Origin of the sequence: Achromobacter sp. HZ34 (genome assembly GCF_002209485.1) — a bacterium.
Classification (GTDB): Bacteria; Pseudomonadota; Gammaproteobacteria; order Burkholderiales; family Burkholderiaceae_B; genus Bordetella_C.
Window position 1 is genome coordinate 561,193 of record NZ_NJIX01000005.1, and the last position, 19,734, is coordinate 580,926.

A 19,734-nucleotide genomic window follows, 5' to 3' on the forward strand; every position below is an offset into this window, starting at 1 on the left:
AGGAGAAACCGAAGGCAAATCAAGAACCAGAGAAATTGGCGCCAATATTATCTGCATGATTTCGAAGCCGACAGCGGGGAAATCCCTAGCCCGGTCAGCACGGCGAGCAGGCATGCCAATTGCAGCCGCGCACAATCAGTACTATTAAGCCCCGGCCATCGCAGCCTTTTCCTGCAGCCTTCCACGCTCCGCATCCGCCATGTCTTATCTGTCCCGCCTGCGCGACCGCCCTTCCACCCTGCTCCGCCTGTTGATGGCGTCGGCACGCCAATGGTCCGAGCACCGCGCGTCCAGCAAAGGCGCGGCGCTGGCGCTGTACATGGTGTTTTCACTGGCGCCCATGCTGATACTGGTGATCGCGGTCGCCGGCATGTTCTTCGGCGAGAACGCCGTGCGATCCGAACTGGTAGACCAGTTACGCGACTTGATGGGCGACCGGGGCGCGGAGGTGATCCAGATCGTGCTGGCCAGCGCGCACGAATCCGGCAGCGGCGTCATTGCCACGGTCATCTCCCTGGGCGTGCTGATATTCAGCGCCACCACGGCCTTTTCGGAATTGAAGGAAAGCCTGGACGAATTGTGGGAAGTGCGCGGCAAAAAGAAGTCAGGCGTGCCCGGCCTGGTGCGCAGCCGCCTGCTGTCCTTCGGCCTGGTGCTGGTGCTGGCTTTGTTCCTGCTGATCTCCCTGACCGTGAACGCGGCCCTGGCGGCGGCGCATTCCTATTACGGCGCCTTGTGGGCCAACTCAGCCTTCGCCACGGTCGCCGAGGTGCTGTCCACCGTGTTCTCCTTCGCCGTGGTCAGCGCCCTGTTCGCGGTGATCTACAAACTGCTGCCGGCGGTCACCATTCCCTGGCGCGACGTCTGGCCGGGCGCCATCGTGACGGCGGCGCTGTTCGTCCTGGGCAAGTGGGCGATTGGCCTGTACCTGGGCAGCGGCAAGGTGGCGTCGGCCTACGGCGCGGCCGGTTCAGTGGTTGCGCTGTTGCTGTGGATCTATTACTCCGCGCAGATATTCTTTTTCGGCGCGGTGTTCACCCGGCAATATGCGCGCCACCTGGGATCGAAGTCGGAAGAAACGGCGCAAGTGCCGACCGGCCCCGCGGCGTGATATCAGCGCATCTCCGTCAGCACCGATTCCTTGAAACGGAAGCCCCAGCCCGGACCCTCGCGCGGAAAGGCGTTGCCGTTCTCCATATGCATGGGCGTGTCGATCAGGTCATCGATCCAGTCATAGCTTTCGGCCGCCAGCCCGCTGGGCGTACCGCATAGCAAGGGCACGTCATAGTCGCGGTAGTAGTGCGGCATGATCTGCACATGATGGGCCGCGGCGTAGGCGGCCGAAGCGCGCCAGTTCTCCACGCCGCCCAGGCGGATCAGGTCGGGTTGCCAGATGTCGATGCCGTTGCAGGCAATCAGCCGCTTCAAGCCTTCGATATTCGATTCCGCCTCGCCCATGGCCAGCGGCAAGCCGGTCTGGCGGCGCAGCGCGGCATAACCATCGTGATCACGGTGATCGATGGGCTGCTGGAACCATACCAGCCCCAGGTTCTCGCCCTCGCGCGCCAGCACCAGGGCATCCGGACGATGCAGTCCCTGGCTGGCATCCATGATGATGCGCACGCTGGGGCCGATCGCCTGGCGTACCTTACGCAGGCGCGCCATGTCGCGCGAAATATCCGAGGATCCCACCTTGACCTTGACCGCGCGATAGCCACGGCGGGCGTAGTCGGTGACATGCTCCACCAGTTCCTGGTCGGAGTACGACAGCCAGCCGCCCGAGCCATAGACCAGGATGCTGTTGCAGTGCGTGCCGAACAGGCGATGCATGGACACGTCCAGCGTGCGGGCCCATGAATCCCAGAGCGCCACGTTGACCACACCCAGGGCCCAATGCAGCAGCCCTTCATTGCCGAAATAAGCGTTCTCGCGCGTGCAGCGCGTGCGCAGCAGGCCGGGCGCGGCGCAATCCATGCCCACCGCCAACTGCTCGATGTCGCGCAGCGCGCCACGGATGGCGTGGTGGGAGTGGTGATAGGCCAGCAGATACCCCTGCCCTGTCTTGCCGTTGTAAAGCTCGATCTCCGCCACCAGGAAGCCGATGGCCGGGATGGAGTGGGCGGCGTCGGTCAACGGCTTGTCCAGCGCGACACGGGTCTCGTAGAAGCGCAGTGCGCGGACGGCGGTAGGCGCTTTGCTCATGGAATGTGCTCCTGTCCTGTGCTGCGCCGGATCACCAAGACCCGGCGCGATAAGCATTGAAGCGATGCAAGCAGAATGCCCACCCATGACGCGAGAACCCCGGGAGGAAAACGCGCAAACGACGTCGCTCAGCCGTCGATCAGCGCGGGATCCCAGGCATGGACCTGCTGGCGTTGTTCGCCCAGCCCTGCCACCCCCAGGCGCATCTCGTCGCCCGGCTTCAGATAGCGTGGCGGCTTGGCACCCATGCCCACGCCCGGCGGCGTACCGGTGCTGATGAGATCGCCCGGGTAAAGCGTCATGAAGCGGCTGACATAGCTGACCAGCTGAGCCACGCCGAAGATCATGGTGCGCGTATTCCCGGTCTGCGCGCGTTCGCCGTTGACGTCCAGCCACATGTCCAGCGCCTGCGGATCCGCGACTTCGTCGGCGGTCACCAGCCACGGGCCCACGGGACCGAAGGTGTCGCAGCCCTTGCCTTTGTCCCAGGTACCGCCGCGCTCGATCTGGTATTCCCGTTCGGACACGTCATTGACCACGCAATAGCCGGCCACGTGCTTGAGCGCGTCCGCTTCGGACACATAGCGCGCGCGGGCGCCGATGACCACGCCCAGCTCCACTTCCCAATCGCCCTTGACCGAATCCCGCGGCAACACCACCGCGTCGTTGCAGCCCACCGCCGCGCTGATGGGCTTCATGAAAATGATGGGTTCGGCCGGCAGGGCCAAACCCGCCTCGGCGGCGTGGTCCGCGTAATTCAGGCCGATGCAGACGAACTTGCCCATGCCGGCCCAGGGCAGCGCGATGCGGCCGGGTTGCGCCACCAGCGGCAACGCGGCGGGATCGACCTTGGCCAGCGGCGCCAGGCCCTGCGGCGTCAGCAGGTCCGCGGTAATGTCCGTCACCACGCCGGACAAATCGCGCACGCGGCCTTCGCTATCCACCAGACCGGGTTTTTCAGCGCCCTTGGCGCCGTAACGCATCAACTTCATGGTTCATGCCTTCCGCAAAGAGAAAAAAATGGACGGCACGCTGGCGGGTAGCCAGGACAAGCCGTGGGTAGAAACGTAAAAGCTGAAGCAGACTCTACCGCACTGCTGCCACCCGCGGCAGTTATGATGCGGGTCCGGCTGCAATCCAGGGCCGCCCGACTCGACAAGCGCGGGGTCCCCCGCGTACTCACGACGTATCCGCCATGACGCCTACGCCCACTCCCCAGCACTCGCCGTTCAAAAGCACCGGCGGCGTGCGCCGCATCCTCAATGCCCTGCGCTATTCCCTGCAGGGCCTGAAGGCCGCGCTGCGCTACGAAGCCGCTTTTCGCCAGGAACTGGCGCTGGCCATCCTCATGATTCCGGCGGCCTTCTGGCTGGGCCGTTCCGTGGCGGAAGTCTTCCTGCTGGTCTTCTCCATCGTCATGGTGCTGGTCACCGAACTGCTCAATTCGGCGGTGGAGGCCCTGGCCGACGCGCTGTCGGTGGAAATGCACCCATTGCTCGGCCGCGCCAAGGATCTGGGCAGCGCCGCCGTAATGTTGTTGCTGATATTTACGGTAGTTCTCTGGGTCGCGGTCGCGGTCGGGCGCTTCGTGCTTTAGCAGCGTGCCGCGGCGGCATGAAATCCGTCGAAATCACCGCTAATTGAAATTTTTCCTTACGAGTAGCCAACCTCAAAGTCTATACTCGCTTCATGCCGCCGAACACCTATTCCCAGCCGCCCCACCGTGTTGTCATCGTCGGAGGTGGCGCGGGCGGCCTGGAACTGGCGGCGCAACTGGGCCGCATCCATGGGCCGGATTACATCACCCTGGTCGACGTCCGGCCCTTCCATATCTGGAAGCCGTCGCTGCATGAAGTCGCCGCCGGCACCCTGGATATTCATCAGGAAGGCCTGTCCTATCTGGTCATCGCCCATATGTGCGGCTTCCGCTTCGTGCTGGGCAGCCTGGACAGCGTCGACCGCGCGCAGCAGACCATCACCATCGGCACGGTAACGGACGCGCACGGCGTGCCCGTCATTCCGCAGCGCGCCCTGCCCTACGACACCCTGGTATTGGCGCTGGGCAGCCAGTCGAATTTCTTCAATACGCCAGGCGCCGCGCAGCATGCGGTGACGCTGGACTCGACGGAAAACGCCGAGCAGTTCCGCGTCACCATGCTCAAGGCCATGATCCAGGTGGATCAGGCCAAGGTGCACGACTCCACCGCGCGGCTGAACCTGGTCATCGTGGGCGGCGGCGCCACCGGCGTGGAACTGGCCGTGGAACTGCATGAGGCCGGAAGGGTGGTGAGCGCCTACGGCCTGCCCAGTTTCGATCCGGACCGCGACCTGACGATCACCCTGATCGAAGGCGCCGACCGCATCCTGGCGGCCTTGCCCGAAAAGCTGTCGGCGGCGGCCCACCGCCGCCTTACCGAACTGAGCATCAAGATCGAGACCGGCCGGCGCGTGGCCGAGGTCACCGGCAATCGCGTGAAGACGGCCGACGGCGGCACGTTTCCCGCGCTGCTTTGCATCTGGGCCGCGGGCATCCAGGGCCCGGCCGTGCTGCAGACGCTGGACCTGCCGCTGAACCGCATCCGCCAGCTGGAAGTGAGCGATCGGCTGGAAACCTCGGATCCGCGCGTGCTGGCGATGGGCGATTGCGCCGCGGCGCCGTGGCCCGGCCATGGCAACGTGCCCGCGCGGGCCCAGGCGGCGCATCAGCAGGCCACCTATCTGGCGCGCAAGATCAGCTGTCGCATCCGCCACCAGCCGGAGCCGGCCAACGCCTTCCATTATCACGATCGCGGGTCGCTGGTCTCCCTGGGCCAGGGCGCGGGCATCGGCAGCCTCATGGGCAAGTTGGCCGGACGCGGCCTGTTCGTAAGCGGTACACTGGCACGCCTGATGTATATGAGCCTGCACCTGATGCACCACCGTGCGGTGCTGGGTATCTGGCGCACCCTGTGCCTGGCGCTGGCCCGCATGCTGATGCGGCGCACGCGGGCGCGGGTCAAGCTGCACTGAATTCGTCCCGGGAGCCACTGCTCGGCCCCCTATCTCCCTATCGGCCTGGGTCCGCGTCAGCAGCGGGAGCCGCGCGGCCTAGCCAGTGATTCCGCCGTTTTATCGTATCCCCATGAACTTCAAGCAAAAACTCGACCAGGCCTGGACCACCACCAACTCGCTGCTGACGGTGGGATTGGATCCGGATCCGGGCCGCCTGCCGGCCGAGCTGGCCGGCAAGCCGGACGCCATCTTCCAGTTTTGCCGCGGCATCGTCGACGCCACCGCGCCGTACGCGTGCAGCTTCAAGCCACAGATCGCCTACTTCGCCGCCCATCGCGCCGAGGACCAGCTGGAAGCGCTGTGCCAGCACATCCGTGCCCAGCATCCGCACCTGCCCATCATCCTCGACGCCAAGCGCGGCGATATCGGCTCGACGGCCGAACAGTACGCACGCGAAGCCTTCGAGCGCTACCAGGCCGATTCCGTGACGGTCAGTCCCTATATGGGCCTGGATTCGGTGGAGCCGTATCTGGGCTGGAGCGATCGCGGCGTATTCGTCCTGTGCCGCACGTCCAATCCGGGCGGCTCAGACCTGCAGTTCCTGAAAACCGAGGACGGCCAGCCGCTGTATCTGCACGTTGCCGGCCTGGTCGCCGACATCTGGAATCGCCAGGGCCAGTGCGGTCTGGTGGTCGGCGCCACCTTCCCCAATGAACTGGCCCTGGTGCGCGAGCGCATCGGTGCGGACGTGCCCCTGCTGATTCCCGGTATCGGCGCCCAGGGCGGCGACATCACCGCCACCGTCAACAACGCGCGCAACCCGGCCGGCACCGGCATGCTGATCAACTCCTCGCGCGCGATCCTGTACGCGTCGGGGGGCGAGGACTGGCGCGAAGCGGCCGCCGAGTCGGCGCGCAATTTCCGCGACCAGATCAACGCGGTCCGCTAGCTTTACCGAATTGCCATGAACGGCACGACCCGATGGGGTCGCTGCCGTCTTTTTGCGCCTGTCCCGCGTCGCTTGCCTTGGTTGTGATCCGCAACTATATTAATTGCGTAACGCAACCTTATCGATGCGCGTGGAGACAAGACATGGATATCACCGATTCCCCTGGACCTGCACGGGACGCGACGATACTTGAACTGCGGGAATTCTCGCGCAAGCTGGTGCGCGAACTGGGTTTCATGCGCGCGACGCTGGCGGATAGCGACTTGGCGCCTTCAGCCGTGCATGCGGTGATCGAGATAGGCGCGGCGCCCGGCATCAGCGCGAAGGCCCTGGCGGACATTCTGCGCCTGGACAAGTCGAATACGAGCCGGCAGGTGGCACGCCTGGAAGCCGCCGGACTGCTCGAGCGGACGCCCGCCGCCAATGGCGATGCGCGCTCGTCAGCGCTGCACTTGACCGACGAGGGCCAGAAGCTGCGCCGCAAGATCGATCGCTATGCCACCGACCAGGTTTCGCATGCACTACGCCGCATGGTGCCCGCCGACCAGCGGGCACTGGTGCGATCCCTGGCCTTGTACGCCAATGCGCTGGCGCACGACAATCGGACGGCGGATAGCGCGGCCTCCACCAAGGCAGCTCGGAACACCCCGGCCAGCCCGGCGGGCAGCATCGTCGAGGGCTACCGACCCGGCTGCATCGGCGACATCGCCAGCCTGCATGGCCGCTATTACGCGCGGCATTGGGGCTTCGGCGCCTACTTCGAACAGAAAGTCGCCACCGGGCTGGCGGCCTTCGCCGGCGCCCTGCCCGTCGAGGGCAAGGCGCTGTGGCTATATGTCGAGAATGAGCGCACGCTGGCATCCCTGGCGATCGATGGCGACCTGCGCAAGCGTAGCGCCCACTTGCGCTGGTTCATCGTGGACGACAGCTTGCGCGGTACGGGCATGGGCCGGCAACTGATGGCCCTGGCCATGCGATTCGTCGACACGCGCTTCGACGAGACCTGGCTGGACACGTTCAAAGGTCTGGACGCCGCCCGCCATCTGTATGAGTCATTCGGCTTCGGCCTGGCGGAAGAGGCGGCGGGCACCCAGTGGGGGACACCCGTCACGGAACAGCGCTTCAAACGCGGCGCTTCAACCGCGGCATCCTAGGCGCAGCGTCCAGGCCGTAGCACGCCAGCCGATCCAGCGCGCGGCAAGCGCGGTTGCCAGTGAATTCGCGCGGGTTTCAGGCGACGTCCAGTTCCGCCTCGCGCACGCCCATCATTTCCAGCAGGCCACGCAGGGCGAACAGCACGGCAGCATTGCGTATCTGGGCCCGGTCGCCCTGGAATACATGCGTCGCCGCCAACGTCGTGATGCCCTCGCCCGCACGCATGGCGAAACCGAAACAGACCAGTCCCACCGGCTTGCCCGGCGTGCCCCCTTCCGGTCCGGCAATGCCCGTGGTCGACACCGCGAGGTGCGCACCGAGCGACGCCAGCAACACGCCGTTGGCCATTTCCAGGGCCACCGGTTCGCTGACCGCGCCGAAGGTATCTATGGTTTCCAACGGCACCTGCAGATCCACCACCTTGGCTTCATTGCTGTAAGTCACATAGCCGCGGTCGAACCAGCGGCTGGACCCGGGCACCGACGTCATGGCGCCCGCCAGCAGACCGCCGGTGCACGACTCCGCCGTACCCAGCATCCAGCCGCGGCGCGTCAATTCCTTGCCCAGCCGCGTGACCAGTTCGATCACATCCCCGCTTTCATCGCGATTCATCATTGCAAGACTCCCAATCGAACCAATATGGCCATGCATAGCAAGGCATAGACCGCAGCCAGCAAGTCGTCCCACATCACGCCGATGCCGCCTTTCAGATGCGCATCGAACCACTTGATGGGGGGCGGCTTCACGATATCGAAGAGACGGAATAAAAGGAATGCAGCCAGTTGCGCCATCCATGTGGCCGGGCTCAGCCACAGCACCAACCAGAAGGCGACCACCTCGTCCCACACCATCCCGACATGGTCCGGCTCGCCAAGTTCCTTGCCCACCCGATGGCAAACCCAGCAGCCGTACAAAAACGCAAAGGCAAGAAACAGGCCCACGGCCAGCGTGGACGCCGCCGGCGGCATGGCGACCCGCCACAACAGCCATGCCATCAAGGTGCCCCACGTGCCGGACGCCGGCCTGATCAGGCCGCTGCCGAAGCCGAAGGCGATGAAGCGGCCGGGCGCGCGGCAGATCCAGCCCAGCGAGGGATAAGGCACGCGGGAACGTTCGCGCATGGACGGCGAGACAGGCGGTGACGCGGGCGTTGACCCCGGCGTTGAACCGGGAGATGGCCCGCGCGGCGGCCCGGAATCGGGATTTGTCATCGTGTGGAGAAGTGATCGAAGCCGCGTGGCAGGTCGAGGTCCGGCTGGCCATCGGGGCCCAGCACGGCCAGGCCCGCCGCGGAGGTTATCTGCCCGATGGGCGTGACAGCCACCCCTGCGGCGGCCGCGGCGGCACGGACCGCATCGGCGCGTTCAGGAGGGGCAATGAAACAGAGTTCGTAGACGTCACCGCCACCCAGCAAGGCATGGCGCAAACGGGCGGGATCGATGCCGGCCAGGGCGGGCGCCACGGGCAGGTCGGCGTAGTGCAATTGCGCGCCCACGCCGCTGGCCTTGAGAATATGGCCCAGGTCCTGCAGCAGTCCGTCGGAGATATCGATGGCGGCGCTGGCCACGCCGCCCAAAGCCTGGCCCAGGGCATGGCGCGGTTGCGGCCATTCGAGGGCGCCGCGGGTCGCCGCCAGCAGGCTTGCGTCGGCGGGCATCTGGCCACTGAGCAAGCGATACGCGATGTCGGCCGCGCCCAGCGTACCGGAGACCCACACCTGGTCGCCCGGCCGCGCGCCGTCACGGCGCAAGGCCTGGGTGGGCGCGACGGCGCCGAACACGGTCACGCTGATGGCCACGCCCAAGGCGCTGCCGGTGGTATCGCCGCCTATCAAGGGACAGCCGCTGGCCGTGGCCAGGCCATGGAAGCCTTCCGCGAAAGCCGCCAACCACGCGGCGTCGATGGCGGGCAGCGCCAGGCCCAGCAGGCAGCCGATCGGCCGCGCGCCCATTGCACCCAGGTCGGAGACATTCACGGCCAGCGCCTTGTGCCCCAAGGCGCGCGGATCGACATCGGGAAAGAAATGCCGGCCTTCGATCAACAGATCGGTGCTGGTGGCCACCTGCATGCCGGGCGGCACGCCGAACAACGCGCAGTCGTCGCCCACGCCCAGCATGCCAGCCGGCGCGGGGCGCTTGAAGTAGCGATCGATCAGATCGAATTCGGACGCCACCTGGCCTCCCTGCGTCCGACGCGGGCCGCGACCGTCAGCGGCGCGCCGCGGCGGCGCGTACTTCCTGTTCGCGCACGACGGCGGCCAGCTTGTCCAGAACGCCGTTGACGAACTTGAAGCCGTCGGTGCCGCCGAAGGACTTGGCCAGCTCGACCGCCTCGTTGATGGCGACCTTGTAGGGCACTTCGACGTGGTGCACCAGCTCATAGCTGCCGATCAACAGGATGCCGTGCTCGACCGGCGACAGCTCGGCCAGCGGACGGTCCACGAAAGGCATGAAGCGTTCACGCAGCGTGGGCGCTTCGCGCAGTACGCCATGCAGCAAGGTCTTGAACCACTGCGCGTCGGCTTCGGAGAAATCTTCCGCGTCACGCAGGTGCGCATCGATCTCGCCGGCGTCCTGGGTTCCCTGGTCACCACGCACCAGCCACGCGTACACGCCCTGCAGCGCGAATTCGCGGGCGCGGCGGCGGGCGCTGCGCGCGTTGGCGCGCGCCTGCGCGGCGTTATCAGCGGCGGTTGTCATCGTCTTCTTCGTCGTCAAAATCTTCGTCTTCATCTTCCTCGTCGTCGTCTTCCTCGGGTTGGAGGGCGGCGACCAGGTTGGCCATTTCCACCGCGACCTGGGCGCAATCGCGACCCTTGACGGCGGCGCGTGCCTGGGCTTGCTCGTCGGTGTCGACCGTGAGCACGCCGTTGGCGATGGGAATCCCGGTTTCCACGGAAATGCGCGTGATGGCGGCAGCCATTTCATTGCTGACCACTTCGAAGTGGTAGGTCTCGCCGCGGATCACCGCGCCCAGCGCCACCAGCGCATCGAATTCGAACGTCTCGGCCATCTTGGCCAGCGTCACGCCCAGTTCCAGCGCGCCAGGCACCGTCACCAGCATCACGTCGCGCTCGTCGACGCCCAGCTTTTCCAGTTCTTCGAGGCAGGCATCCTGTTCGGCCTGGCCGATTTCCTCGTTGAAACGGGCGCGGACGACGCCGATGTGCAGCCCCTCGCCGTTCATATCAGGGGATAGGGTATATGGATTCATGGATGAGCTGCCTTATTGCTGGGTGGAAATCGGAGGATCGCAATCGTAACCGGTAATCGTCAGGGCAAAACCGGCCATGCTGGGCATCTTGCGCGGACGCGCCAGCAACTTCATTTGTCCCACATTGAGGTCACGCAGGATCTGGGCACCGATGCCATAGGTACGCAGCCCCATGCGGTCGCCGCCGGCCGCGGGATTCTTCGAATCCGTCGGCGCCCAGTTGGCGATCTGGCCGAACAGTTCGTCGGCGGCGGCCTGCAGGTTCATCAGCACCACCACGCCCGCGGGCGCCTGGGCTATGGTCTGCAAGGCCTGCGACACGCCCCAGCTGTGTTCGCTGGCGCCCGTATCCAGGATGTCCAGCACCGAGGCCGGCTCATGCACGCGCACCAGGGTTTCGCGTTGCGGATCGATGGCGCCGTTGACCAGCGCCAGATGGGCCGAGCCGGTGGCGGTGTCGCGATAGGCGACGGCGCGGAAGCTGCCCCACGCGGTCTGCATGGTGCGCTCGCCGATGCGCTGGACGATGGACTCGTGCTCGCTGCGGTACTGGATGAGATCGGCGATGGTGCCGATCTTCAGGCCATGTTCACGCGCGAACGTCACCAGGTCGGGCAGACGCGCCATGGTGCCGTCGGGCTTGAGGATTTCGCAGATGACCGCGGCCGGCGTCAGGCCGGCCATGGCGGTCAGGTCGCAACCGGCTTCGGTATGGCCCGCGCGCATCAGCACGCCGCCGGGCACCGCGCGCACCGGGAAGATGTGGCCGGGCTGGACCAGGTCCGCCGGGCGGGCGTCGCGCGCCACCGCGACACGGATGGTGCGGGCGCGGTCCGCGGCCGAGATGCCGGTCTCGACGCCCTCGGCGGCTTCGATGGAAACCGTGAAGTTGGTGCCGAAGCGGGTGCCGTTGCGGCTGGCCATCAAGGGCAGGTCCAGCTGGCGGCAGCGCTCTTCCGTCAGGGTCAGGCAAACCAGGCCACGGCCATGGGTGACCATGAAATTGATGGCTTCGGGGGTGACGAATTCGGCGGCCATGACGAGGTCGCCTTCGTTTTCCCGGTCTTCTTCATCAACCAGAATGACGATGCGGCCGGCGCGGAGCTCGGCAATGATTTCGGTGACCGGCGCGATGCCGAACGAACCAGGTTCGGCGGGGACGGCACTCAGGTGTGCGGACATGGCAGGGGCGCGTAGGCGCTAAAGGGGCTGCAAAGGGAGGGATTTTACCGCTCCCGTGGCCCTCTGCCCCGATGGCCGGCGAAGAATCCCGGCGATACACTTAAACGGCAGAACGTTTCGATAAAGGGGACGCAGCAAGGCTTCGGCTACAACTTCGTGACAGGATTATGAATTGTCATCAAATCCTGTCTTTGCGTAGGTAAGATCCCAACTCTTTTTGCCGTCTCCCGGAGCGTCATGTCGGAACAGGAATTGAAGCTGCACGTGCCCGCCGCCGCGCGCAAGGCCTTGGAACAGGAAATCAAGCAGCGTGATGCAAGCCGCGTGCGCTTGCATGCGATGTATTTCGACACCCCGGAGCGCGAACTGGCGCGCGCCCGCGTGGCGATCCGCCTGCGCCGTGAAGGCAATGTCTGGGTACAGACGCTGAAGACCCCCGGCAACAATGCCATTACCCGGATCGAACTGAATCACCCCCGCCCCGGCCCCATCCTGGACCTGTCGGTCTACGCCGGCACGGAAGTCGAATCCACCCTCGCCTGTCTGAAGGGTGAACTGGGCCTGCGCTACGAGACCGACGTCACCCGTCTGATCCGCAAGGTGCGCAACCGCTTCGGCACGGTGGAAATTGCCTACGACCGCGGCCTGCTGCGCGCCGGCGCGCTGGAACTGCCGATCAACGAAATCGAATTCGAGCTGATGTCGGGCAAGCCCGCCGCCATGTTCACGGCGGCCCGCGTTTACCTCAAGCGCCATGGCCTGGTCATGGATGCGCGCAGCAAATCCGAGCGCGGCGATCGGCTGGCGCGGCTGGCGCACACCCTGGATGGCTTGCACGAGGACGCCGCCCGCTGCGCCGCCATCGATGAGTTCTGGGCTACCACGGGCGCGCGCGGCGTGCGCCTGGATGCCGCCATGACGGCGGCCCAGGGCCTGGGCGAAGTAGCCGCCGAGTGCCTGGACCAGATCACACGCAATGCGGCCGTGCTGGCCGAGGTGGATACCGACGGCGTGCGCAATGCCGGCAATCCCGAACATGTGCATCAACTGCGCGTGGGCATACGCCGCCTGCGCTCGGCCTGGCGCCTGTACGACGGCTATGCCGGCCTGCCCCCGGCGCGCCTGCAGGAAGACGTGCGGGGATTTTTCTCCGCGTTCGGCGCCAATCGTGACCAGGACGTGCTGCAGGAAAGCATCATCCCGGCCCTGATCCGCGCGGGCATGCCGACCTTCCCCATGGAGGCGCCCCCGCCGGGCGCACCGTCGCGCGAGATCGCCGCCAGTCCGGAATTCCAGGGCTGGCTGCTGGACATGCTGGAATGGAGCCTGGACGTGCCGGCCGCTGCCACGGGCGTGGCGGTGGGCTCGGGTGCGGACTTGTCGGCGGGTGCGGGCGATTCAGTTGCCACCGGGTCGAGCAACGGCATTGCCGCCAACGGCATGACGGCGGGTGATGACGCCGCGGCCACGCTGGGGCTGGCAGGCGAAGACGCCGCCGGCGGGCCAGCCAGTCCGGCCGCATACAAGGCGGCACAACGCGCTGCCTTGCAGGCCGCCCAGGCCGCCGGCGCGGTGCCGGCCCCGATCGATTGGGACAGCGCCCATGCGCCGCAGATCGTGCCATCCATCATTCCGCTGGTGCCGCCTGAACAGGAAGCGCCGCCGACCCTGCACGACCTGCTGGCCAAGCGCCTGCGCAAGTGGCATCGCCGCGTGCTGCACGAGGGCCAGCATTTCGCGGAACTGGATATTCCCACGCGCCACGCCTTGCGCAAGCGCGCCAAGCGCCTGCGCTATGGGCTGAACTTCACGGAATCGCTGCTGCCTTCGGTCAAGGTGCGTGATTACAAGAATCGCCTGGCTGCCGTGCAGGACGTGCTTGGCGAGATGAATGACTTGTCCGTGGCGCATGACCTGTATCGCCAGTGGAGCGTGCAGTATCCGCAGGCATGGTTCGCGCTGGGCTGGATCAGCGCGCGGCAGGAAGAACTGGTTGCCAAGGCCCAGCACGCGTTCAAGCAGTTGGCGCATGCGAAGGCGTTCTGGAAGTAGGCTACGGCACGCCGGCCTTCCTGCGCAGCGGGTCGCATTGCCGCAGGGAATGAACAAGAGGGCGCCTTTTCAAAGGCGCCCTCTTGTATTCAGGGGCAGGCACGCAGCGGTGATCCCGGCATCCGCGCCGACGGGACTTGGACCTTCTCCAGCCTTTTCGCGCCGCGCAGGCCGTGGTTATTGTCCGGTCGACAACAGGGCGTTCGCGAATTCGTCGGCGACGAAGGGCTGCAGGTCTTCCAGGCCTTCGCCCACGCCTATCCAATAGACGGGGACCGGGCGTACGCCCTGGCTGCCGGCGGCCACGGCCGCAAGCGTGCCGCCCTTGGCGGTGCCGTCCAGCTTGGTGACCACCAGGCCGGTCAGGTTGACGGCCGCGTCGAACGCGCGGATTTGCGCCAGCGCGTTCTGGCCGGTATTGCCGTCGATCACCAGCAGCACTTCATGCGGCGCATTGCCGTCGGCCTTGCCGATCACGCGACGGATTTTCTTCAGTTCTTCCATCAGGTGCAGCTGGGTCGGCAGGCGGCCGGCGGTGTCGACCATGACCACCGCAGCGCCACGCGCGCGGCCGGCGTTGACGGCATCGAAGGCCACGGCAGCCGGGTCACCGCCGTCCTGGGCGATGACGGTCACGTTGTTGCGGGCGCCCCATTGCATCAGTTGCTCGCGGGCCGCGGCGCGAAAGGTGTCACCGGCGGCCAGCAGCACGCTGGCGCCCTGCTGCTGGAAGGTGTAGGCCAGCTTGCCGATGGACGTCGTCTTGCCGGCACCGTTGACGCCGGCGATCATCACCACCAGGGGTTTGGCGCGGGTCAGGTCGAAGCGGCGTTCCAGCGGGCGCAGGTGATCGGCCAGCAAATCACGCAAGGCGTCGCGCACTTTGGCGGGGTCTTCGATACGGTCTTTCTTGACGCGGGCACGCAGGGCGGTGAGCAGCTTCTCGGTCGCCTCCAGGCCCGCATCGGCCATAATGAGCGCCGACTCCAGTTCCTCGAACAGGTTCTCGTCGACCTTCACGCCGATGAACAACCCACCGATGCTCTGCCCGGTACGCGACAGCCCCTGCTTCAGGCGGCTCAGCCAGGAGGACTTGGCGGGTGCCGGCGCTGGCGCCGGCGCCGGCGTGGCGGCCGCAAGCGGCTGAGGCGGCTGCGCCTGTGCCACCGGCGGCGCCGGCGGCTGGGGCCGTGGCTGTGTCGGCGACTGTGGCTGTACCGATGGCTGCGCGGCGGCAGCCGGGCCGCCAGGGGCACGGACATCCGCAGCGGGCGGCGTAGCCGCAGGCGCGATAACGCCTGACGGCGCCGGGGCGACAGGCGCGGGCGTTGCTGGCGGGGGCGTGAATGGCGTAGGCTGTGGCGGAGCCGGGGTGGCTGCGGCGGCTGGCGGCGGGGATGATGGCGGCGACGGCGGCGCAGCAGGCGCCGGCGAAGTCGGCAACGGCGCGGCGGCAGGCGCGGGCGGCGCTACGGGCGCTAAGGGCGCCGCGGGCTGCTCGGCTGCCGGGGCGGGCGGCGGCGCGGGTGGCGCGGAAAGGGGGGCGGGAGCCGGATCGGCTACTGGCTCGGCGGGCGCTTGAACAGCCGGCTCGGGCTTTTTTTTCTTGAAGAAGTTGAATTTTTCAAACATGGTGAACAAGTATATTCGCATCGTCGGTGGCCTTTACCGACGTACCCCCATCGCCGTCGTCGAAGCGGACGGCTTGCGCCCCACGCCGGACCGCGTCCGCGAGACCCTGTTCAACTGGCTGAACCACTTCTGGGACAACCGCTACGACGACAAGTCGGTGCTGGATCTCTTCGCCGGCAGCGGCGCCCTGGGCTTCGAAGCCGCCTCGCGCGGCGCCGGCCACGTGCAAATGGTGGAAAGCAACCGCGCCGCCCTGGCCGCGCTGCGGACGGTGCGCGACAAGCTCGACGCCAAGCAGATCCGCATCCACGCCGGCGACGCCCTGGAAACCCTGCGTCGCATGGACGCCACCCGTTACGACCTGGTCCTGCTGGATCCTCCCTTCGCCAAGGACTGGCTGCCCCGTATCTGGCCCCTGTTGCCGGGCATCCTGACCGACGACGCCCTGGTCTACGCCGAGAGCGAAACACCCCTGGAAGCCCCCGAAAATTTCGAATTATTGCGTCACGACAAGGCCGGCGCGGTCCACTATCACCTCATGCAATTTGCTGCATTGCGGAAATAGGTCAATAATCGCCGTTCGGAGAGGTGACATACCTATAAGACGAGGGAGTTCGCATGATCATCGCTGTATACCCAGGCACGTTCGACCCGCTCACGCGCGGTCATGAAGATCTGGTGCGGCGCGCCGCCACACTGTTCGACGAAGTCGTCGTGGGCATCGCGCATAGCCGCAACAAGAAGCCGTTCTTCAGCATCGACGAGCGCGTCGCCATCGCGCGCGAGGTATTGGGCCATTACCCCAATGTACGCGTCGAAAGCTTCGGCGGCTTGCTGAAGGACTTCGTGCGCGACCAGAACGGCCGTGTCATCGTGCGCGGCCTGCGCGCCGTGTCCGATTTCGAATACGAATTCCAGATGGCCGGCATGAACCGCCACCTGCTGCCGGACGTCGAGACGCTGTTCATGACGCCGTCGGACCAGTACCAGTTCATTTCCGGCACCATCGTGCGGGAAATCGCCCAGCTGGGCGGTGACGTCAGCAAGTTCGTCTTTCCCTCGGTCGAACGCTGGCTGCAGGAAAAAGCCAAGCAGCGCCGCGAACAGACCTGGGAAGGCTGAGCGCGCCGGGTAAGCCCAGGCTGGAGCGCGCTGCCTGCCCGGCCGGGCCTCCGCGGAGCTCCTGCCCCCTCCGCTGGCAGGGTCGCCCCGGACCTGGGTCGGGCGACGGGATTACAATCCCGTCATTGCCGCTTACCTGGCCTCTTTACTTGCCCTGCTGCCTGCCCGCCCCTGGCGGGTGACACAGGTGCCCATCCGCAATGGCTCTGACTATCACCGAGGAATGCATCAATTGCGACGTTTGCGAGCCCCAGTGCCCGAACGAAGCAATCTCCATGGGTGAGGACTACTACGTCATCGACCCGGACAAATGCACCGAATGCGTCGGCCATCACGATGAGCCGCAATGCAAGGTCGTGTGTCCCGTGGAATGCATCGAACTGCATCCCCAATGGCATGAAGGCCAGGACGCCTTGATGGCCAAGTTCTACCGCCTGACGGCGCCGCGTTGACCCGGTCGCGCGCTGCTGTCCGCATGGCCTCGTCCGACTCCTCCCTGCCCGCCTCCCGCTCCAGCGACATAGCGCCGTCTGCCATCGTTGCCGGCCTGGTCGCCACGCTGGTCGGCTTTGGCGGTACCGCCGTGCTGATGGTGCAGGCCGGCCATAGCGCCGGCCTCGACGCGGCCCGCATCGGTTCCTGGCTGGGCTCCATCTGCCTGGCGCTGGGGCTGGGCGGCGCCTGGCTCAGCCTGCGCCTGCGCGCGCCCATCGTGCTGGCCTGGTCCACGCCGGGCGCGGCCCTGTTGATCACCGCGCTGGTCGGCGTGCCCTTCGGCGAGGCGGTCGGTGCCTTCGTGCTGGCGGCGGCGCTGGGCCTGGCCTGCGGCCTGCTCGGCTGGATCGACCCCATCGCCCGCCGCATCCCGCCGCAGATCGCCGCCGCCATGCTGGCGGGGGTGCTGCTGAACTTCGGCATCGGCGTGTTCGGCGCCATGGGCCAGCAAGCCTGGCTGGTGTTGCCCATGGCCCTGGTGTATCTGCTGTGCAAGCGTTGGGCGCCCCGCTACGCCATCCTCACGGTACTGGCCTGCGGCATCGCGATGGCGGCGGCGCGCGGACTGGTGCGCTTCGACGCGGATGCGTGGCAGTTGACCCATTTCGTCTGGACAACGCCGGAATTCACTTGGCGCGGCGCCATCAGTGTGGCCCTGCCCCTGTTCGTCGTGGCGATGGCATCGCAGAATCTTCCGGGCCTGGCGATTCTGCAGGCGGCCGGCTACCAGGTGCCGGCTTCGCGCGTGATCGCCGTCAGCAGCGGCGTGGGCCTGCTGGCCGCGCCCTTCGGCGCGCACAGCATCACGCTGGCGGCCATCACGGCGGCGATCTGCTCGGGTAAGGAAGCGCATCCCGATCCCGGCCGGCGCTACGTTGCGGGGGTCACCTACGGCATAGCCTATGTGGTCTTGAGCGTGGCGGCCGGCGCCATCGCCGTGTTCTTCCAGGCCTTGCCACCTGCCTTTATCGCGGCATTGGCGGGACTGGCACTGCTGGGGCCCATCATGGGCGGGCTGGCCAGCGCGATGCAGTCGCCCGACGGCCGCGAGGCCGCCTTGATCACCGTGCTGGCGACCGCGTCGGGCATGAGTTTCTGGGGTATCGGTTCGGCCTTCTGGGGCCTGGCCGCCGGCCTCGTGGCGCATGGCCTGCTGGCACCGCGCCGACGCGCGGCGCGGCCTGCGTCAGCCCAGGCGCCGGACACGAAAAGCTGAGTCCTGGGGCCGGCGTCATTTCGGCTGGCACCATCATCGGCACCATGACGGGCAACGCCGTTGCGGCCGGCCTCACTCCGGCCAGTCGATCGGCCCCATCTCCGGATGCACTTTCATCAGGCGGCACGGGATGCCGGCGAAGTTCGAGACCCAGGCGGCGGCCAGTTCACCTTCGTCCACCACATCCACGGCTTGCGTGCCCACCAGTATGGCTTCGCGCACGCTGTCGTCGTCCTCGATGACGTCGAGCGGAATGTCGATGCGCAGCATGCCCGGCGCGCGCATTACCAGATAGCCGAAACGTAATTCAACCGTGATGTCGGCCAGACGCGGATTGATGCTGCGCGTCAGCCACTGCCCGCCGGAATGCACCAGCAGCCAGCGCCGTTCGTACTGCTGCGCTTGCGGATTGTCGGTACCGCCGCAATGGGCAACCGGATGATAGATGGACGTGCTCATTTCCCCGTGATTCCTTTAAGTACCTTACCCAGATCCTTGAGTCGTTCTTCCGACTTGCCGTTCTTCGGCTTCAATACGTCCTTCAGGCCGCGCTGCAGCGCGCGGGCGGCCAGATCGCCCGCCATGGCGCGCCAGTCGACACGATAGCTCAGATGTTCGAAAGGCCCGCGCACCTGCACGGGCACGCCCAGCCCGCGCAGCTCGTCCAGACCTTCGCTGCGCGGGGGCGGATCGGCGATGCGGATCTGCGTCATCAGGTCCAGGGTGCTCTCGCCCACATCGATGCGCGCGGGCGTACCCTGGGTCACGCGGAACAAGGGCGAAACCAGGTCCAGCTGCGTGAAGGTGCCGACACCATTGGCGAAAGCCAGGTCCGCGTCCATGCGCGAGAACGCGGTCTCACGGTTGGCATCGGCCTGCACCTCGGTGCTGTCCTCGCGCTTGCCGGACAAGACCAGGCCCTTGACGTCGCGCAGCACCTGGCCCACGTTGATCCCTTGCACGGCGCCATCGCGCAGGCGCACTTGCGCGCTGCCGGACAACTGGCGCTTCAAGGCCTGGACGTCGGTACCCTGGGTTTTCAGGTCCAGCGCCACGTTGCCCGTGCCGGTCAGGGCGCGTCGGCCCGCGACGTCGGTCAGCAGCGGACCCAGCGCCACGCCATTCAGCGTCAGGCGTACGCGCGTGGCGTTGTCGTGCGCGGCGTCCACCGACACCATGCCCGCCAGCTTGCCGCCATACAGCGCGGCGGACAGCTTATCGATCTCCAGTTTGCCTTGTGCCAGCGCCACGTTGCCGCTGACGTCGTCAGCGCGCAGGCCGCGCGCCACCAGCTTGCCGATGGCGATGCTGCCTTTGGCGGTCGGTCCCACCAAAGCGCTGAAATCCAGCTTGTCCGCGGGCTTCACATCGGCGGCCGGAGGCGCCGCGGCCGGGGCAGCGGGAGCAGCGGGGGCAGGCGCGGGAGCCGGCGCCTGCGTGGAGGTGGGCGACTGCGCTGGCGCGGGGGCCGGGGGCGCGGCGGGGGCTGGCGCCGAGGCGGGTGCCGGCGCCGAGGCGGGTGCCG

Annotated in this window: 21 protein-coding genes; 10 read left to right on the plus strand and 11 right to left on the minus strand. The window is 66.7% G+C overall.

Annotated elements, in window-relative coordinates; genetic code table 11:
- Window positions 1-199: 199 nt before the first annotated feature.
- Complete coding sequence (locus CEY05_RS22215) at window positions 200-1,111, plus strand: YihY/virulence factor BrkB family protein (protein WP_088597184.1); 912 nt, start codon at window positions 200-202, stop codon at window positions 1,109-1,111.
- A gap of 2 nt (window positions 1,112-1,113) precedes the next feature.
- On the opposite strand, the gene CEY05_RS22220 is transcribed toward CEY05_RS22215, so the two are convergent.
- Complete coding sequence (locus tag CEY05_RS22220; RefSeq protein ID WP_088597183.1) at window positions 1,114-2,202, minus strand: mandelate racemase/muconate lactonizing enzyme family protein; 1,089 nt, start codon at window positions 2,200-2,202, stop codon at window positions 1,114-1,116.
- Window positions 2,203-2,330: 128 nt separating this feature from the next.
- On the minus strand, window positions 2,331-3,194 hold the full coding sequence (locus CEY05_RS22225; protein ID WP_088597182.1) for a fumarylacetoacetate hydrolase family protein: 864 nt from the start codon (window positions 3,192-3,194) through the stop codon (window positions 2,331-2,333).
- A gap of 203 nt (window positions 3,195-3,397) precedes the next feature.
- Here CEY05_RS22225 and CEY05_RS22230 point away from each other — a divergent pair, with 203 nt between their 5' ends.
- The 4 genes from CEY05_RS22230 (at window position 3,398) to CEY05_RS22245 (ending at window position 7,296) form a co-directional block, all read left to right on the plus strand.
- On the plus strand, window positions 3,398-3,799 hold the full coding sequence (locus CEY05_RS22230) for a diacylglycerol kinase (RefSeq protein ID WP_088597181.1): 402 nt from the start codon (window positions 3,398-3,400) through the stop codon (window positions 3,797-3,799).
- A 92-nt stretch (window positions 3,800-3,891) separates the two neighbouring features.
- Window positions 3,892-5,211, plus strand: coding sequence for an NAD(P)/FAD-dependent oxidoreductase (locus CEY05_RS22235; RefSeq protein ID WP_088597180.1), 1,320 nt, complete (start codon window positions 3,892-3,894; stop codon window positions 5,209-5,211).
- Window positions 5,212-5,323: 112 nt separating this feature from the next.
- The gene (pyrF, locus tag CEY05_RS22240; RefSeq protein ID WP_088597179.1) at window positions 5,324-6,142 is read left to right on the plus strand and encodes an orotidine-5'-phosphate decarboxylase; all 819 of its coding nucleotides are present in this window, start codon (window positions 5,324-5,326) and stop codon (window positions 6,140-6,142) included.
- A 143-nt stretch (window positions 6,143-6,285) separates the two neighbouring features.
- Window positions 6,286-7,296, plus strand: a complete 1,011-nt coding sequence (locus CEY05_RS22245) for a bifunctional helix-turn-helix transcriptional regulator/GNAT family N-acetyltransferase (protein ID WP_088597178.1) — start codon at window positions 6,286-6,288, stop codon at window positions 7,294-7,296.
- Window positions 7,297-7,372: 76 nt separating this feature from the next.
- Here CEY05_RS22245 and CEY05_RS22250 read toward each other — a convergent pair whose 3' ends face one another.
- The 6 genes from CEY05_RS22250 to ribBA form a co-directional block, all read right to left on the minus strand.
- Entirely contained in the window at window positions 7,373-7,912 is a 540-nt protein-coding gene (locus CEY05_RS22250) for a CinA family protein (protein ID WP_233161654.1), read from the minus strand.
- A complete protein-coding gene (locus tag CEY05_RS22255) occupies window positions 7,909-8,418 on the minus strand; it encodes a phosphatidylglycerophosphatase A (protein ID WP_088597176.1) in 510 nt (169 codons plus the stop codon). The genes CEY05_RS22250 and CEY05_RS22255 overlap by 4 nt, the downstream gene beginning before the upstream one ends.
- 86 nt (window positions 8,419-8,504) lie before the next feature.
- Entirely contained in the window at window positions 8,505-9,470 is a 966-nt protein-coding gene (gene thiL / locus CEY05_RS22260) for a thiamine-phosphate kinase (protein ID WP_088597175.1), read from the minus strand.
- 34 nt (window positions 9,471-9,504) lie between these two features.
- Entirely contained in the window at window positions 9,505-9,996 is a 492-nt protein-coding gene (gene nusB, locus CEY05_RS22265) for a transcription antitermination factor NusB (RefSeq protein ID WP_088597174.1), read from the minus strand.
- Window positions 9,980-10,510, minus strand: a complete 531-nt coding sequence (ribH, locus tag CEY05_RS22270) for a 6,7-dimethyl-8-ribityllumazine synthase (RefSeq protein WP_088597173.1) — start codon at window positions 10,508-10,510, stop codon at window positions 9,980-9,982. The genes nusB and ribH overlap by 17 nt, the downstream gene beginning before the upstream one ends.
- A 12-nt stretch (window positions 10,511-10,522) precedes the next feature.
- Complete coding sequence (ribBA, locus tag CEY05_RS22275; protein WP_088597172.1) at window positions 10,523-11,692, minus strand: bifunctional 3,4-dihydroxy-2-butanone-4-phosphate synthase/GTP cyclohydrolase II; 1,170 nt, start codon at window positions 11,690-11,692, stop codon at window positions 10,523-10,525.
- Window positions 11,693-11,929: 237 nt separating this feature from the next.
- On the opposite strand from ribBA, the gene CEY05_RS22280 reads away from it, so the two are divergent.
- Window positions 11,930-13,744 carry a CYTH and CHAD domain-containing protein gene (locus CEY05_RS22280; RefSeq protein WP_088597171.1) on the plus strand — a complete coding sequence of 605 codons (1,815 nt, stop codon included), beginning with the start codon at window positions 11,930-11,932 and terminating at the stop codon, window positions 13,742-13,744.
- A gap of 177 nt (window positions 13,745-13,921) precedes the next feature.
- On the opposite strand, the gene ftsY is transcribed toward CEY05_RS22280, so the two are convergent.
- On the minus strand, window positions 13,922-15,037 hold the full coding sequence (ftsY, locus tag CEY05_RS22285; RefSeq protein WP_088597689.1) for a signal recognition particle-docking protein FtsY: 1,116 nt from the start codon (window positions 15,035-15,037) through the stop codon (window positions 13,922-13,924).
- A 337-nt stretch (window positions 15,038-15,374) separates the two neighbouring features.
- Between ftsY and rsmD the strand changes: the two genes are divergently transcribed.
- The 4 genes from rsmD to CEY05_RS22305 all read left to right on the plus strand — a co-directional run bounded on the left by rsmD (window position 15,375) and on the right by CEY05_RS22305 (window position 18,209).
- Window positions 15,375-15,941, plus strand: a complete 567-nt coding sequence (gene rsmD / locus CEY05_RS22290) for a 16S rRNA (guanine(966)-N(2))-methyltransferase RsmD (RefSeq protein ID WP_088597170.1) — start codon at window positions 15,375-15,377, stop codon at window positions 15,939-15,941.
- A 53-nt stretch (window positions 15,942-15,994) separates the two neighbouring features.
- Window positions 15,995-16,498, plus strand: coding sequence for a pantetheine-phosphate adenylyltransferase (coaD, locus tag CEY05_RS22295; protein WP_057654795.1), 504 nt, complete (start codon window positions 15,995-15,997; stop codon window positions 16,496-16,498).
- Between the two features lie 200 nt (window positions 16,499-16,698).
- The gene (locus CEY05_RS22300) at window positions 16,699-16,950 is read left to right on the plus strand and encodes a YfhL family 4Fe-4S dicluster ferredoxin (RefSeq protein ID WP_088597169.1); all 252 of its coding nucleotides are present in this window, start codon (window positions 16,699-16,701) and stop codon (window positions 16,948-16,950) included.
- A gap of 23 nt (window positions 16,951-16,973) precedes the next feature.
- Complete coding sequence (locus CEY05_RS22305; protein WP_088597168.1) at window positions 16,974-18,209, plus strand: benzoate/H(+) symporter BenE family transporter; 1,236 nt, start codon at window positions 16,974-16,976, stop codon at window positions 18,207-18,209.
- Between the two features lie 72 nt (window positions 18,210-18,281).
- Here CEY05_RS22305 and CEY05_RS22310 read toward each other — a convergent pair whose 3' ends face one another.
- Complete coding sequence (locus CEY05_RS22310) at window positions 18,282-18,668, minus strand: MOSC N-terminal beta barrel domain-containing protein (RefSeq protein WP_088597167.1); 387 nt, start codon at window positions 18,666-18,668, stop codon at window positions 18,282-18,284.
- The coding region (locus CEY05_RS22315) for an AsmA family protein (protein WP_158219386.1) at window positions 18,665-19,734 on the minus strand (1,070 nt) is incomplete at its 5' end. The genes CEY05_RS22315 and CEY05_RS22310, both read right to left, overlap by 4 nt.

Excerpts from the sequence above, each read along its gene's own strand:
- CEY05_RS22215 (WP_088597184.1), top strand. The coding sequence starts at position 200 with ATGTCTTATCTGTCCCGCCTGCGCGACCGCCCTTCCACCCTGCTCCGC.
- CEY05_RS22220 (WP_088597183.1), bottom strand. The coding sequence starts at position 2,202 with ATGAGCAAAGCGCCTACCGCCGTCCGCGCACTGCGCTTCTACGAGACC.
- CEY05_RS22225 (WP_088597182.1), bottom strand. The coding sequence starts at position 3,194 with ATGAAGTTGATGCGTTACGGCGCCAAGGGCGCTGAAAAACCCGGTCTG.
- CEY05_RS22230 (WP_088597181.1), top strand. The coding sequence starts at position 3,398 with ATGACGCCTACGCCCACTCCCCAGCACTCGCCGTTCAAAAGCACCGGC.
- CEY05_RS22235 (WP_088597180.1), top strand. The coding sequence starts at position 3,892 with ATGCCGCCGAACACCTATTCCCAGCCGCCCCACCGTGTTGTCATCGTC.
- pyrF (WP_088597179.1), top strand. The coding sequence starts at position 5,324 with ATGAACTTCAAGCAAAAACTCGACCAGGCCTGGACCACCACCAACTCG.
- CEY05_RS22245 (WP_088597178.1), top strand. The coding sequence starts at position 6,286 with ATGGATATCACCGATTCCCCTGGACCTGCACGGGACGCGACGATACTT.
- CEY05_RS22250 (WP_233161654.1), bottom strand. The coding sequence starts at position 7,912 with ATGATGAATCGCGATGAAAGCGGGGATGTGATCGAACTGGTCACGCGG.
- CEY05_RS22255 (WP_088597176.1), bottom strand. The coding sequence starts at position 8,418 with ATGCGCGAACGTTCCCGCGTGCCTTATCCCTCGCTGGGCTGGATCTGC.
- nusB (WP_088597174.1), bottom strand. The coding sequence starts at position 9,996 with ATGACAACCGCCGCTGATAACGCCGCGCAGGCGCGCGCCAACGCGCGC.
- ribH (WP_088597173.1), bottom strand. The coding sequence starts at position 10,510 with ATGAATCCATATACCCTATCCCCTGATATGAACGGCGAGGGGCTGCAC.
- ribBA (WP_088597172.1), bottom strand. The coding sequence starts at position 11,692 with ATGTCCGCACACCTGAGTGCCGTCCCCGCCGAACCTGGTTCGTTCGGC.
- CEY05_RS22280 (WP_088597171.1), top strand. The coding sequence starts at position 11,930 with ATGTCGGAACAGGAATTGAAGCTGCACGTGCCCGCCGCCGCGCGCAAG.
- rsmD (WP_088597170.1), top strand. The coding sequence starts at position 15,375 with ATGGTGAACAAGTATATTCGCATCGTCGGTGGCCTTTACCGACGTACC.
- coaD (WP_057654795.1), top strand. The coding sequence starts at position 15,995 with ATGATCATCGCTGTATACCCAGGCACGTTCGACCCGCTCACGCGCGGT.
- CEY05_RS22300 (WP_088597169.1), top strand. The coding sequence starts at position 16,699 with ATGGCTCTGACTATCACCGAGGAATGCATCAATTGCGACGTTTGCGAG.
- CEY05_RS22305 (WP_088597168.1), top strand. The coding sequence starts at position 16,974 with ATGGCCTCGTCCGACTCCTCCCTGCCCGCCTCCCGCTCCAGCGACATA.
- CEY05_RS22310 (WP_088597167.1), bottom strand. The coding sequence starts at position 18,668 with ATGAGCACGTCCATCTATCATCCGGTTGCCCATTGCGGCGGTACCGAC.